This window comes from Luteolibacter luteus (genome assembly GCF_012913485.1).
GTDB lineage: Bacteria > Verrucomicrobiota > Verrucomicrobiia > Verrucomicrobiales > Akkermansiaceae > Haloferula > Haloferula lutea.
In genome coordinates this window covers 1,351,921-1,365,673 of record NZ_CP051774.1, presented here as the reverse complement: position 1 = coordinate 1,365,673, position 13,753 = coordinate 1,351,921, and the positions used below count along the sequence as shown (strand labels likewise).

Genomic DNA, 13,753 nt, shown 5'->3' with positions numbered 1-13,753 from the left:
GGGGGGCTTCGCTGCCGCGAGGTGTCGCAGCTCTTGAATGTTGAAAAAGGCCGGTCATGAGAGGCCCGGGACGGAAGAACATGCAGCATTCCTTCCTTCGGAAGAAGGACGTCCCTCTCATTTGAGAGCTGCGATGCCTCGTGGCAGCCTGGTCTGCCATTGCCTTTGGTGATCACGCATTGGAATATCCGAGCATCGAACGATCACTTCATATCACCGGAATGGGACTGGCGGGGTGCTGTCTGGCATGGCAGCGCTGGTTCCGGGGGCAGGCCTTCACCTGGCAGGACGACGAAAGGGAGGCGGCTTCCTCACGGATGGCGGCGGGCTTGATCAATCCGGTTACCGGCAAGAACTTCAATGCGAGCTGGAGGCTCGGAGAGTTTCTTCCCGAAGCGGAGCAATTCTATGGCCGCGTCGCCGAGGTTTTGAGGCACCAACTGTGGTTCCCGCTGCCGGTCTGGCGGATGGTCGGGGAGAAGGAGTGGGCAAAGGTTGGCGGGAAGCTGGATGAGGCGCGAGATTGGATCGAGCGTGTGGAAGAGGATGTGCCCGGATGGCGAGCGGCGGTGGTGCTGCGTGGCGGTGGACGGGTGGCGACAAAGGCCTTCTGTGATGGGACGCGAGCGTTCTTTGCCACGGTCAGGGGTGATGCGCTGGAAGGTTCTCAGGAGGTCCTCTGTGAAGGCGCGGCTGGATTGATTGCCGGTCGGCTTGGGATGCACCGGTGTGCGAAGGGTGAGATCCTCACGGTCAGGGCAGATGCTTGGCGGGACGATCGGATTCTCATTGGAGCCGGTGGCTGGCTGGTGCCGATGGGGCAGGGGCTTTTCAAGGCGGGCTCCACCTATGTGTGGGACCGGCTCGATGGTGAGCCGACCGCGGCAGGCCGAGCGCGGGTGGAGGAGATCCTTCGGGCGCTGGGTGGAGAGGATTTCGAGGTCATCGCCCATGAAGCCGGGGTCCGGCCGATTATCCGGAAGAGCCAGCCGGTCATTGGTTCGCTGCCCGATGGCCGGGTGGTTTTCAACGGGCTGGGTTCGAAGGGGTCGCTCTATGCTCCCGGCGTTTCGGCGCGATTGAATGCCTGGGTGAGCGATGGCGTGGAGATCGAGGCGGCTTTGGACCTGAAAAATCTCTAGTGCCTCAAAATGGCTCCCGCGAGGCGCTGTGCGACGGGTAGCTTGTCGGGCGGATGGACATCCGGGGAATCCCAGCCGAGATCCTGGGTTACCACCAGAGTTACTCCTTTCAGTGTCGCTGCAACTTTCGCCTGGGCTTTCCGATACTCGGGCCAGTTCTGGCGCAACGGGTCATTCCCGCCAATGCGCGGGAGCTGGACCATGTAGAAGGGCAAGTGTGGCTGCTGGAGCGAACGCCGCCAGCCGTTCACGAGATCGCTCATGACCTTCACCTGCCAGGCCATGTCCGGGATCTCCGCGTTGGTTTCGCCCTGATACCACAGCACGCCGTCGAAGGGGAAACGCGCGAAGTCGCGGACCCCGGACTCGAAGAGAAAGCCTGGCTTGAAGGGATGGGCTTCTTCCAGATGAGCTCCGAGATTTTCCTTTGCCCGTTCCCGGCACCAAGGGCTGAGTTTCCCCGCTTGATACCACGATGAGCCTAGTAGTTGCTGGTAGGCCGGGTCGGCTTCGAGGAGATCGAGCGGGAGCCATGCCTCCGTGCCGGAGCCTCCGACGGCATTTTCGACAAGGCCAACCGGCACGCCGTAATGTTCGGACAAGATGCGTCCGGTCCACCAGGCGACTGCGGAGAAATAGCCGGCCGAGCCCTGTGTGGCACGCTCCCAGCTTCCCTGGAAGTGATCGCGTCCGTTCAGCCGTGCAAGAGTGGCGGTGTCGTAGCGGCGACCGTCGGTCGGAGCTCCGGTGAGATTGAAAAGGCGGATGTTTTTCTGTCTTCCGGCGAAGGATGCCTCCTGCTTGCCGCCAACAGCCTTGGAAAGCTGGAAGTCCATGTTCGACTGGCCGGAGCAGAGCCAGACTTGTCCGACGAGGATATCCTGAAGGACTATTCTTGCAGTCGGCGAGCTCGCCTTGAGTTCCGACGGCAGATCGGATGCCGGAAGCGGGGCCAAGGTGATACGCCAGCGTCCTTCCGCGCTTGCGTGCGTGGTCCATGTAGTGAGACCGAAGCTTACCTGGACTTCCTCCAAGGGCTCCGCAGTGCCCCACACGGGGACCTCACGGTTCATCGGCAGCACCATGTGCGAACCGAAGGGCCGCGCGAATTCAAGCGCATGGCTTGAAGTCAGCAAGGCGAGGAAGAGCAGGATGGGGCGCACGGCTGAAATGGAGCACGGAGTGCCGGGGCAGGCCAACGCAATGAGGTGGTGGACCAGAGAGACCGGTTGGAAAGCAAAGGAGCCGGTGACTTGCGCCACCGGCCCCGTGAATCATCGAGCGGAAATGCCGCTTACTTCACCTGCCGGGCGCTGGCCTTCAGGCGCAGGGCGTTCAGGGCGATGAAGCCAGTGGCGTCGTCCTGGTTGTAGGCTGCTTCCTGGCCGCCTTCCATGGTGGCGACGGCTTCCGAGTAGAGGCTGTGCGGGCTCTTGCGGCCGGCATTCATCACGTTGCCCTTGTAGAGCTTCACGCGCACCTCGCCGGAGACGGTCTGCTGCGTGTGGGTGACAAGAGCCTGAATCGCTTCGCGCTCCGGTGCGAACCAGAAGCCGTTGTAGACGAGTTGGGCATATTTCGGGATGAGGCCGTCGCGAATGAACATGGCCTCGCGGTCCACGGTAAGTGCTTCAAGATCGCGGTGGGCAGCCAGCAGGATGGTGCCGCCGGGGGTCTCATAGACGCCGCGGGACTTCATGCCGACGAAGCGGTTTTCCACGATGTCCACCCGGCCGACGCCATTGCGACCGCCGAGGAGGTTCAGCACGCGCATCACACCGTAGGGAGTGAGGAGCGCGTAGCCGTCTTTCTGGCCAGTGACCTTCACGTCGCCGAGTTCAGCGACGAGAGCGTCGAGGTTATCGTGCTTCAGGCCGATGGCGTTGCCCTTGTCGAAAAGGATCTCCACGTATTCCGGCGTGTCCGGGGCGTCTTCCGGGGCGACGGAAAGGACATACATCTCGCGGTCGGCCGGGGTGGTGGCGTCGTACCACGGATCTTCCAGCATGCCGGCTTCGAAGGAGATGTGCAGGAGATTGCGGTCCATCGAGTAGGGCTTCTTCATGGAAGCCTTGATCGGGATGTTGTGAGCCTCGGCGTAGGCGATCATCTCCGAGCGGCCCGGGAACTGGGCGCGGAAGGAAGCATCGCGCCATGGGGCGATGCACTTCACGTTCGGAGCGAGGGAAGCGGCGGAAAGTTCGAAGCGGACCTGGTCGTTGCCCTTGCCGGTGGCACCGTGGGCGATGGCATCGGCACCTTCCTTCAGCGCGATGTCGAGCATGCCCTTTGCGATACATGGGCGGGCGATCGAGGTGCCGAGCAGGTAGCGGCCCTCGTAGATGGCGCCAGCCTGGATCATCGGGAAAATGTAGTTGGCGGCGAAGTCTTCCTTCAGGTCGCCGATGTAGCACTTCGAGGCACCGGTGGTCAGCGCCTTCTCTTCGAGGCCGTCCAATTCGGCGCCTTGGCCCACATCGGCACAGTAGGCGATGATTTCAGCATTGTACTTCTCCTTCAGCCAGAGAAGCAGGACGGAGGTATCCAGACCCCCGGAGTAGGCAACGACGATTTTCATGGCGGCGGGAGGACAACACGGGCGGGGAGGGGTAGCAAGTAGCGAGTAGCAGGTAGCGAGGGAGAAAATTCGGTCTTCTTCCGCCCGTCCCCTTGCTACTTGCTAGTCGCTACGGGCTGCTTTCTATTCCGCCGCGTGTTCGCGACTTACGTCCATGACCTCAGCCCCGTTCTGATCCGCTTCACGGATACCATCCAGCTCCGCTGGTACGGGCTGGCCTACCTGGCGGCCTTTGTGGTGGGAGCTTGGCTCCTGAACGTCTTGGCCAAGAGGAATCTCTGGGTGCTGCCGCCCGGGGCGGCGGGGGATTTCATTGCCGCTGCGGCGATTTTCGGGGTCTTTCTCGGCGGACGGCTCGGTTACATGCTCTGGTACTACCCCCAGCAGCATGGCTGGGGCTGGCTGAAGGAGAACCCCGTGGCCTTGCTGAAGGTGTGGGAAGGGGGGATGGCCAGCCACGGCGGGATTCTGGGGCTGGTGATTTTCACGTGGGTCTATGCCCGGCGGAAGAAGGTCTCCTGGCGGGGGCTTGGCGACGGCCTGTGCGTTGTTTCCCCCTTGGGCCTGCTCTTCGGGCGGATGGCAAACTTCATCAATGGCGAGCTGTATGGCCGGACGGCGGAAGGCGTGGCCTGGGCGGTGAAATTCCCGCGCGCGCTGGTCGAGCAGTCTCCAAGCAAGGACCTGCCCAATGCCGAAGGTGGCAATTTTGCAGAGGCCATGCGGGCCGCCGCGGATGCCGCTCCGCAGCAACTTGGCCCGTTGTATGAGCAATGGATCAATGCTCCCCAGAGCGGGCCTTCGGACCATGCCTTTTTTGACCAGGTGCTGGAGGTCCAGCGCCACAATCCGGAGGTTTCGAAGGCGCTTGAGCCCTTCCTGCTGCCGCGTCATCCGTCCCAGCTCTACGAGGGCCTGCTGGAGGGGGCGGCGCTTTTTGCCATCCTGTGGTGGGTCCGGGTGAAATATCCGAACGCTCCGCACGGGGTGCTGACGGGGCTGTTTTTCATTTTCTACGCCCTCTTCCGGATCGTCGCAGAGCAATTCCGGGAGCCGGATTCGAAGATGATCGGTCCGATGACCAGCGGGCAATTCCTCTCGCTGTTCATGGTCGTGGCCGGGGTGATCTTCCTGCTTTCGGCAAAGTACATCCGGCCCTCCCGCCCCGCGTGAGGGACTGGGGCTAGAAGCCTGATCGGGACAGAGAGGGAACGCATATAAAGCCGACATGGCGGTAACCTGCCGGAGGGGCGGATTTGCCGGAATCCCTCCCAGTGGTCCCCGACGCGAAATCGCCGACCCTGACTGCGGAAATGGCGGGCGTGCCGATGCCTGTTTCGCCTGTTATAACAGGGAAATTAACAGGCGGCCCGTGGGGCATCACGGCGCGGGTACGCTTTGGACGAGAGATAGCAGGGGCGCGGTTTTCCGGGAAGCGATTGCCGTGGTCCCCGTGTCTCCGGGACCGCCCGTCGACGTGCTGGGGCGTTCGTCCCTACCTTTCGTGGGCTGAGGTCCGACACAAAAGAAAAGGGCGGACATGGGAGTCCGCCCTTTCTGGAAGAATTGATGTCCTGAATCCGCTCCTACTTGGGGATGGTCAGGGTTTGGCCGGGCTTGATCATCGCTCCCTTCACGCCGTTCGCTTTCTGGAGCGCGCCGACAGAGGTGCCGTACCGCTTGGCGATCGAGTAAAGATTGTCACCCGAGCGCACCGTGTGGCGGGCTGCTGCCTTTGCCTTCGGCTTGGGCTTGGTGCTGACCACCGTCTTCGATTTGGACGTGCTCTTCGGCTTCACGACCACCGGCTTTGAGCTGGAGGAAGTGGTTTTTGCCTTCGGGCGCGAGGAATTGCTCGCCACGGAGGAAGAGGCGGAGCCGGCGGAACTGCGGGTCGGGGTCTTCTTGTAGACGACCGTCGTGGTGGAGGAAACGGGTTTCGGCGTTTCGTTCATTGCGAGCACCGGCGGAGGGCTCACAGGGATATCGGTGGCCGGCGGAAGTTCGGGTTCGGCATTGACGACCTGACGGGAGCCTTCCTTCCACTTGGAGGGGCTGTCGGCCCAAGCTTCCACGTAGTTGCCTCGGCTATCGAAGGGCCCGGTACCGCCCGGATTCGAGGCGGTGGTGCCGCCCGTATTCGTGCAGGCGGGAAATGCCACAACGAGGGCGGCAGCGGGGAGTAAGAACCAGCGCAATCGCATGGCCATGGATATTGAAAAGGAGGGACCTTGGCAAAGCTTGAATGTCCGCAAAAGGCCATTTGCTCGTACATTCCCGCAGCCAGCTTGATTTCCGGGGCTCCCGGGAATCAGGATTCCGGACGCGGCGTCGGAAAATCTTCCGACAATTCGCCCTGCGCGTCCGAGGATTCCCCTTGCCTCCGCGCGGCGGAGATGGCAGTCCCATGGCCGTCCGTAAGGAGAAGTGAGGGGCATTAGCTCAGTTGGTAGAGCGCTTCGTTCGCAATGAAGAGGTCAGGAGTTCGAATCTCCTATGCTCCACTTCCTTTCTCGTGCTGGATTTAGCCTTGCTCTAAGGGCATTTTACCTATGGCTGAATAAACTGGAAATCCGGGTAGTTGGTATAACGTCCGGTGGATTCCGGAAAGATGGTGCATTTCTGGCAACCGTTTTGGCAACCGCTGAGCCCTCAAAGTGAGGCGGCCGTTCGGCGTTTTGTCTCTTGACGTTCGTCGCGTGAGATGTAGGCAGGACGAGGTTTTTGGCTCCTTTGCTGCGCGGGTTCTACCCGAGTGGATACCAACCAGAACCGTACAGACCGACCTCTTAGACCGGGCTCACCGAGCACGGGGAGAGTCCCTGTGATGGTATCCAGAAGCGCAAAATGAAGAATCAACCTGTCGATTATCCCGAGTTCGCGGTTAGCCGCGATTCTCTCAGTAACTTCTTTTCCCCGCCGCTCGCCAAGTCGACCTTCTACGACCTGGTGAATCGCGGAAAGATCTTCCCGGTGAGTGGAGTCCGTGGCTACTACCGCCTGAATGCCTCGCTTCGAAAGCTGGGCATGCCACTCGTGATGTCCCCTCCCGAAACGCGATCTGCACCTGGACAGGAAATCCGTCATCGTTCTAACACGGACGATCAGAAGACCTCCGCAATCCGATGCCTGCTGGATCATCTCCTTCAGGGAACCTCCGAGGGGGATTGGTTGCGCCATCCGAAAGCGTCCTACATTGCCCTCTTGAGCGGGGCTGCCTGGTAGAAGCCGGACGCGGTGCTCCGATTACAGCGAATAGGAAAACGAACAGCTTTTCCATTCCCTAGCGATTGTCTTGACCCGGCCAGAAGCCGGTGTGGAATGCGAGTGATTCAACCACGCGACCAAGCCTTGGAAGTGATCTCCAACGATCTTGCTGCGAGCCCGCACCATGTGCTGCCGGGAAGGGCGGTTGATGCCCGGCACAGACGGTCCCTGCTCAGGGGCCCAACTACGTCCCTGCTTCAAGGGAACTCCAGTGAAGCGCCGAGGCTCTCGGTGCCGAAGGCTACCGATTCCACGGGTGTGGAATCAGGGCCCGGCGAGAGAACCCTGGCCTCTTCACATTCTAACTGCGGACCTTCCGGTTCCGCCAGCGGCCGATTACCAATAGTCCGCCCCATCTGGTTCATGCTCTTACGAAGAGCCTGAACCGTAACATCGATGTGGGCCTTCAGGTTGTTGGTTCCCTAACAAATCCGAAGAGCCGTTGAGGCAAGCATGCTCCCTCTATGGGCAAGCTGCATGGCTCATTGCCGTCAATAAACTCCCGCCATCTGACGCCGTGGCCGGAGGTCTTTTCCCGATGTGTCCTTCAAATTGTTAGATGTTGTATATACATGAAATATTAATCTATTCAGTGGTGCGATAGCGCCATTAATCCAGCTATGGGGTGCGACGGTTGTCCGTTGTTCCCTTCTTCGAAGCATGTCGCCGATGTGGTGGCTTCGGTCTTGTCCGGCCTCGGCGTCGGGAAAGTCGAGGCAATCGCGGAGACGCGTGCAGTGTTTGGTTCCCTCCTGGTGACTGACCTCTACCACAAGCGCGGCGTGCTAGCGGCGGCAATCCTCACCAAGTTGGGAGCCTATTCGAAAAAGGCGGTCCGGGCTGTCGCATTGGCCATTTCCGGAGCCGTGCGATGTTATGCCGCGGTGCTCCACCTGCGGCATGGTGCCAACGACGAGAATCCCCTGAAGTTCACTAACAAGGGCTATGCTACCAAGTTCGAAAAAGTCACCGAGTTTCCGGGACGGATGGAACAAGCCGCGAAATGGTCCGACCTTTCGGGAACCAAGCGGCCGGGGTCTCCTTGGCTCGATGGCTTGCCGCGGCTGATTTTTGTCAGCGACATGGGAGATGCCCTGTCTGCGGGGGTATCGTTCGAGTTCCAGAAGAAGGAGATCGTCGATGTGGCGACGTCGCTTCATAGCCGGGCGCATGTCTGGCTGTGGCTTACGAAGCGTCCCGCCCGAATGGTGCGATTCAGCCGATGGCTCGAAGCTCAAGGGGTGGCCTGGCCTGACAACCTGGTGCCAATGACCTCGGTAATGGGCCAGAAGATGGCCAAGGGCGTGAGCCTCTTGGCCCAAATTCCCGCGAAGGTGCGTGGCCTGAGTGTCGAGCCCTTGTGGGAGAATGTTGAACTCGACCTGACGGGCATCGACTGGTGCCTCGTTGGAGGAGAGTCGGGTTTCCAAGCGGAGCCCTTTGATCTTGCGTGGGCCCGCAGCTTGCGGGACCACGCGCGGAAATGCGGGGTGGCCTTCTTCATGAAGCAACTCGGGACCAAGCCTCAGGCTGGCGGTCAGCCAGTCGTCCTCAAGGACAAGCATGGCGGTGAATGGGACGAGTGGCCTGAAGATCTTCGGGTCCGCGAGTTCCCGCCCGCCTTTTTACAGATTGCTGAACCACGCAAGGGCGCGCGGAAGCAAGGCTAAATTGGCCTGCGGGCCAGGCAGCAGCTCCGAAGGAGCTGCTGCTCCATATCATACAAGACAATGAAAAAAGAATCAACCTACACGCCGATGGCTCTCGAAGTGCCCGACTTTCCCGATTATGATCGGAAAATCGCAGTAAGTTTCGGAAGTGGACCGGATCACTTTGACATCGTCGACCACTTTCTGATGCAGGCCTTGTCGGCCTTCTTTCCTGAAGAGGTGTGCTATGAAGCGCTCCAAGTGCGTTGCCTCATCGACGCTGAAGCGAGCAGGTACGATGTCGCAGTCGCAATGGCGAGTAAGATCGAGGAAACCGGACCCGGAAAACTGGGATGGAAACCAATCCTCCGGCTCATCCTCAACATTCTTGGAGGGAAGCGACCTGATGTTGATTCCCCGGAAGAAGACGTCGCAGAATGGGAACTCCTGAAGGCCTTGGACGAAAAGTTCGTGGAAGCATATGGGAGTTTTCTCGACGCAGGGGGAACCGTGTTCCAGATCCTGGAATCTGGCCAGTTCCTGGACATCCTGTGCATCGGGCCCTTCAAGCATTCCCTCACGATGATTGAAAGCTTGGCGGGAGAGGGAGCAGAACTCCGCTGCCTGGTTCTGGCTCCAAAGGACAATGGATGGCAGAGGTTGCTTCCCCGGGAATTCCCGGAAGCGATTTTCGACTTCAGTGATTCATCCAAGGTGAATGAATCGGCGGAAGCCGGTAAAGCCCGCTTGGATTCCCTGAAGGAGTTCCTGGATACGGATGCACCGGCAGATTGGCAGACGGTGCTCATTAATGCGGAAAGCGAGGGGCCATGGCGTATTGATGAACACATCCGCTGCCTGCTTGAGGAGTGGCGTCCGGCCGGAGGCAGAGGCGTGCTTGTCGTGGATCACGATTTGCCTTCCTGGGCCTGCGAGCGAGTGACGGCGTTCCTCAACGATGACCTGCGGCAGGACTACGTGGAGCGTGGATGGGACGAATATCCTATTCTGGGAGTGCCCTCCTCGCTGATCGATACTGCAAGCGATGTAGAAAGCGTGAAGGTCGAGCTTGTCGCCAGCGAGATCCTGCCACGCTTCGTGAATGGAATCCGGGAAGGGGCCCGCCTGCGGGCCGTCTTCAATGTCCGCGGGTAAAGACCTGCCTCTGTTGCCCCTCTCTTGCTTCCGGCAGGGGGCGGGCATTTCCAGAATTAGTAACCCTCTGAAGTATGGTTATTGAGCCACAAGATGGAAGCCTGAAGCCTGACCTCGACCGGCCCACCGGCATACCGGCATACCGGCATACCGGCATACCGGCATACCGGCATACCGGCATACCGGAATTGGACGAGGTGCTGGGCCCGGTCATGCTCGAAGGAGGCGTCGTGCTTGTTGCAGGCGCGAGTGGCGGTGGTAAGACGGCCTTGGCATGTCAAGTTGCGCAGCGGGCTGCAATCGCCGGGCGCCAGGTCTTGTATCTCAGCAGCGAGATCGCGGATGACGAGGCGCTCGAGCGGATGCTCTCGTCGGCCATTCCATGGAATTACGATCTCCTCAAGGATGGCGGCCTGCAGGTGGACCGAGTCGATACGCTTGCGGTTCCTAGTGACCGTAACAAGACGAGGAGTTCACAGCGGAAGCGCTTCAGCCCCTTCGTCGCTTGGAAAGAAACCTAGCGTTTTTTTTCCGACGGGACTTCCGCGATGATCCGGTTGCGGTTTTAAATGAGGTTCTCGGGCAACAGGATTCTCTTTCCTGCCTGATCGTCGATTATCTGGAGTTCAGCCACTGCGAGCCGGCTTCTCCTGAGAAGGTTTCGAAAACGGCAGCCCGGTCAAAAGCCAAGCGTGTGATACGCTTCCTTGGAAAGGAGGCCAGTGATCGGGGTATACCGGTATTCGTGTTTTGCCAGCGCAAAGCGGATGATCTGGGCGCGGTGCGAAAGAGCATTGGAGCGGATCAGATCGAGAAGTTCCCGCAGATTGTCAAACTGTGCGATGTGTTCGTGGGGATCAGCCACCTGGCGGCTCGGCCTAGCGAGCTTCACGTGCGCCAGTTCGCCAACGGGCAGTATATGTTGGTCGATGCATACGGGACCACGGTTCGGATTCCCGTTGCGGCTGATTTCGGCTTCCAGCGTTTCGTTCCCCGGAAGGAGCGGGAGCCGGCCGATGATCCGGTGTTGAAAGCACAAGCCCGGGAGCGGGATCTGATGTCGGAACGCCACGGATTCGTGAAGATCTCCCGGCGGGCCCTTCGGTCGGTTGCCGAGTTGCAGCATCCTCCGACCTTCAACGTCTTCGTATTTTGCCACCTCATTGCAAAACACGCTCCTGGCCCGGACGTTGGGACATTCTTCTGGGGTGCTGAGAAGATTGCCGCGGCACTGGGACTTTCACCGAAGGTCACCAGGGCGGCCTTGGGGCGGTTGTTGGCACAGCAACTGATTTCCAAACGGGGGAAAGTCCGTCGCGCAATCCGCTACAAGGTGCGAGGGGTTGGGGACAAGATCCCGGAGGATGGCGGCTTCTTTATCCTGGCCAACAATCTGAGCGATTCCGCCCGGACGTCGTTCCTATCAGACCCGGTGCTATTCCGGGTTTGGACTGCTCTCATCGCAATGGCCCGGTTCTCACCCGACCCGGAAGGAATTTTCGAGCGGGGCCAGATTCCGGGTGATGCATCCCTTGTTGCGCAGCGCATTGCGGAGTTCACCGGGGATTGCGGGGAAGAGGTGATGAAGGCAATCAACCAACTAATGGATCAGGGAAGAATTGTTCCTTTCCTCTCGCCGTTTTACGAAATGCCGGGGTTGATGATTCCCAATTATCGCTTGTATCAGTGCGGGGCCCTTTACCGGAAACAGGGAAATGTCCGGGAAACGAAGAGGTATGTTCAGGCAAATGAGCGAGAAGATTGCGGGAACTTGGAGGGCAACTAAAGAAGAGCGGTAGAAGGGCAAAACGGGAGACTAGGAAGACCCAAAAGAATAAAAGAGAAGGAAAATTTTATTTCTCTTTTTTTCTGTAGGCAGGCCCTTCAGATGCGGGGCTCCGCCTGTTCACGGGTCTCTCCAGTTCGGGTTTGTCCGGATTCCCCGTAGCACCTTCTCCCGGGTGGGCGTCCTCTAACTGGCCACGCGGGAGAGGGTGGGTTCTTCGGCAGCAAGGATCATCTGTCATTCCGGTTTTGGGCGGCAGCCTGTCTGAGGGACTCTTTGGAGCAAGCTCACTCCCAGTAGTGGTTGCCCGGGACCAACGGGGGAAGGTGAACTTGGGTGGGTGACCTCTGGCGCGTGGCTTGCGGGACTGCTCCGTTCGGTCTGTTCCGATCCCATGAACCCGGGTAGATTGATTTCGAGATGGGGGCTCGCGCGCTTAGCCGTCGTGGTGTGACCTCAGCCGCTATCGCCTCATGAGGTTAGCTAGCCATGTGGAGCCCCGCTCGGCCTTCGGAGCATCCACTTGCGGTCGCATATCTTGTAGTCGATTGCCCGGTGGACGCTCAAGCTTTCGGTTCGTGCGCTGCTAGTCGCCAAACCGCAAAAGAAGGACGGAAGGTTTTCCCGTGTCTTTCATCTCGGTGAACAGGGAATCAACGTGCGTTCCCGGCGCTACGCCCGGGAAGCTGTTTGTCTTTGGATCCATTTCTCTGGACCGTGAATAAGTCGCCCCCCCCAAAAAAAACCTACCCTAATTTTGTCCCGTGTCGTAGGTTCCCGCTCACTGTGGCTCAAAAAGCCATCTAGCAAAATTGACAGATCTTCGCCCGCGGAAGCCCCGAACTGGGTGCTTTTGAGCAAGGAAGGGGAGTAGTCGACCTGATTTTATGATGAAATCTGACGTTGGCGCTTTTGAAGGGGCCGTTTTGCCTCATTTGCAATTGGCATTAGGGATTTCGGATGAGGCCAAAAGAGGGTAGTTTGGTTGTCTTGCTAGAGAGTGACAGCGAATCGGATTCTAGCTCGGGCTGGGGTTGACTGCATCGTGGCCAGCGGGGCTGAAGCGGGAGGCCACAGGGGGGCGTTCCTTCGTTCGCCGGAGGAATGTCTCGTAGGGACCTTTGCGTTAATTCCCAAGATAGCAGACCAAGTAAGAGCGCCTTTGATTGCTGCGGGTGGCCGGGAGCGCTGCCGCTTGATGATCTGGTAACCGACGCCTTCACGAAAGCCTGGCGCGAGGAACTCGCGGACAGAATCGAACGACTGACGACATGATCGACCAACCGATGTTCTTTGAGGTGGCGTTGCGTTTCCTGTTGGAGAAGGATCCGAACCCGGAGGAATGGGATGCGGCCGAGTGGGCCGCGGAGAAGCCGGCCGTGCGTGTGCGGTCGTTCTTTTCGTCTCGCGTGGAGAGCGCGCGGTTTCTGGACCGGGCGCGGGGGCTGATCTTCGACTATCTGGCGAAGGTACGCGACGAGGTGACGACGCCGGAGGGAGAGAAGACGACGGCATTGCGGGTCGGCGGGCGCGAGGACTTCGTAATGCTGATGCGGCGCTTCATGATCGAGGAGGGAATGGCAGTGCCGGAAGAGTTCAAGGATGTGATCCAGGGCGATCTGGAGGACATTCGAAGCGTTTTGCGGTTGCGGCGGATCTTTAACACCTACCTGCGGCAGGCCTACGGCTTCGGCCAGTGGCGGCAGGGGATGAAGCCGGCGGTGCGGCGGGCGTTTCCCTCAGCGCGGTTCGTGCGGGTGCGGAGCGTGATGGACCGGCGACCGCTGCACGCGGAGCATGAGGGCGAGGTGCGGCTGAAGACGGATCTCGATTGGTGGGCGAAGTATCGGAACGACCCGGCTATCGGCGGCTTCGGTGTGCCGTGGGGGCCGTATGGCTTTCACTCCGGCATGGGGCAGGAGGATGTGCCGAGGGAGGAGGCGCGGAAGTCCGGGGTGAGCGTGGATGGCGCGGAAGGCCAACTGGAGAAGCCGCTGCCGGAACTCAACGAGGGGTTGCGGGTGAGTATCCGCGGGATGGGACCGGAGGTGAAACAGCGCCTGGCGAATGAACTGTGAAACGGTCTACCTGGTTGACGGAATGGCGGTCCTTCGCTCGCCCCAATTCCGAAAATCGCCTCGACATTTATCTTGAAATTCAGCCACGCTAACGACCG

11 protein-coding genes, 1 tRNA gene and 1 pseudogene are annotated in these 13,753 nt (G+C 59.9%); 10 read left to right on the top strand and 3 right to left on the bottom strand.

What is annotated here, in order from left to right:
- The first annotated feature begins 140 nt into the window (after positions 1-140).
- Positions 141-1,142, top strand: a complete 1,002-nt coding sequence (locus tag HHL09_RS05670; RefSeq protein ID WP_169453586.1) for an NAD(P)/FAD-dependent oxidoreductase — start codon at positions 141-143, stop codon at positions 1,140-1,142.
- Here HHL09_RS05670 and HHL09_RS05665 read toward each other — a convergent pair.
- Both HHL09_RS05665 and HHL09_RS05660 read right to left on the bottom strand, forming a co-directional pair.
- Complete coding sequence (locus tag HHL09_RS05665; RefSeq protein WP_169453584.1) at positions 1,139-2,305, bottom strand: sialate O-acetylesterase; 1,167 nt, start codon at positions 2,303-2,305, stop codon at positions 1,139-1,141. The two genes, HHL09_RS05670 and HHL09_RS05665, sit on opposite strands and share 4 nt — an antisense overlap.
- 131 nt (positions 2,306-2,436) lie before the next feature.
- The gene (locus HHL09_RS05660) at positions 2,437-3,720 is read right to left on the bottom strand and encodes an argininosuccinate synthase (protein ID WP_169453583.1); all 1,284 of its coding nucleotides are present in this window, start codon (positions 3,718-3,720) and stop codon (positions 2,437-2,439) included.
- Positions 3,721-3,855: 135 nt separating this feature from the next.
- Between HHL09_RS05660 and lgt the strand changes: the two genes are divergently transcribed.
- Positions 3,856-4,893 carry a prolipoprotein diacylglyceryl transferase gene (gene lgt, locus HHL09_RS05655; RefSeq protein ID WP_169453580.1) on the top strand — a complete coding sequence of 346 codons (1,038 nt, stop codon included), beginning with the start codon at positions 3,856-3,858 and terminating at the stop codon, positions 4,891-4,893.
- Between the two features lie 413 nt (positions 4,894-5,306).
- Here lgt and HHL09_RS05650 read toward each other — a convergent pair whose 3' ends face one another.
- On the bottom strand, positions 5,307-5,930 hold the full coding sequence (locus tag HHL09_RS05650; RefSeq protein ID WP_205760983.1) for a LysM peptidoglycan-binding domain-containing protein: 624 nt from the start codon (positions 5,928-5,930) through the stop codon (positions 5,307-5,309).
- Positions 5,931-6,151: 221 nt separating this feature from the next.
- On the opposite strand from HHL09_RS05650, the gene HHL09_RS05645 reads away from it, so the two are divergent.
- From HHL09_RS05645 to HHL09_RS05610, 8 genes and pseudogenes are all read left to right on the top strand, one after another.
- Positions 6,152-6,224 (top strand) — tRNA-Ala (locus HHL09_RS05645).
- Between the two features lie 343 nt (positions 6,225-6,567).
- Entirely contained in the window at positions 6,568-6,945 is a 378-nt protein-coding gene (locus tag HHL09_RS05640) for a hypothetical protein (protein ID WP_169453577.1), read from the top strand.
- Positions 6,946-7,628: 683 nt separating this feature from the next.
- Entirely contained in the window at positions 7,629-8,657 is a 1,029-nt protein-coding gene (locus HHL09_RS05635; RefSeq protein ID WP_169453575.1) for a DUF5131 family protein, read from the top strand.
- A gap of 60 nt (positions 8,658-8,717) precedes the next feature.
- Positions 8,718-9,791, top strand: a complete 1,074-nt coding sequence (locus HHL09_RS05630) for a hypothetical protein (protein WP_169453573.1) — start codon at positions 8,718-8,720, stop codon at positions 9,789-9,791.
- 74 nt (positions 9,792-9,865) lie between these two features.
- Positions 9,866-10,312 carry an RAD55 family ATPase gene (locus HHL09_RS05625; RefSeq protein ID WP_169453571.1) on the top strand — a complete coding sequence of 149 codons (447 nt, stop codon included), beginning with the start codon at positions 9,866-9,868 and terminating at the stop codon, positions 10,310-10,312.
- Positions 10,297-11,577 (top strand): hypothetical protein, encoded by a 1,281-nt coding sequence (locus HHL09_RS05620; RefSeq protein WP_169453570.1) that lies wholly within the window; start codon positions 10,297-10,299, stop codon positions 11,575-11,577. The genes HHL09_RS05625 and HHL09_RS05620 overlap by 16 nt, the downstream gene beginning before the upstream one ends.
- 1,000 nt (positions 11,578-12,577) lie before the next feature.
- Positions 12,578-12,757: pseudogene (locus HHL09_RS26745) on the top strand (nitronate monooxygenase); the annotation flags it as partial.
- 91 nt (positions 12,758-12,848) lie between these two features.
- A complete protein-coding gene (locus tag HHL09_RS05610; protein WP_169453566.1) occupies positions 12,849-13,655 on the top strand; it encodes a putative phage head morphogenesis protein in 807 nt (268 codons plus the stop codon).
- Positions 13,656-13,753: the final 98 nt, after the last annotated feature.

What these genes read in the sequence shown, in the direction of transcription:
- HHL09_RS05660 (WP_169453583.1), bottom strand. Translation starts at nt 3,720, where the DNA reads ATGAAAATCGTCGTTGCCTACTCCGGGGGTCTGGATACCTCCGTCCTG.
- HHL09_RS05650 (WP_205760983.1), bottom strand. Translation starts at nt 5,930, where the DNA reads ATGGCCATGCGATTGCGCTGGTTCTTACTCCCCGCTGCCGCCCTCGTT.
- HHL09_RS05640 (WP_169453577.1), top strand. Translation starts at nt 6,568, where the DNA reads ATGAAGAATCAACCTGTCGATTATCCCGAGTTCGCGGTTAGCCGCGAT.
- HHL09_RS05630 (WP_169453573.1), top strand. Translation starts at nt 8,718, where the DNA reads ATGAAAAAAGAATCAACCTACACGCCGATGGCTCTCGAAGTGCCCGAC.
- HHL09_RS05625 (WP_169453571.1), top strand. Translation starts at nt 9,866, where the DNA reads ATGGTTATTGAGCCACAAGATGGAAGCCTGAAGCCTGACCTCGACCGG.
- HHL09_RS05610 (WP_169453566.1), top strand. Translation starts at nt 12,849, where the DNA reads ATGATCGACCAACCGATGTTCTTTGAGGTGGCGTTGCGTTTCCTGTTG.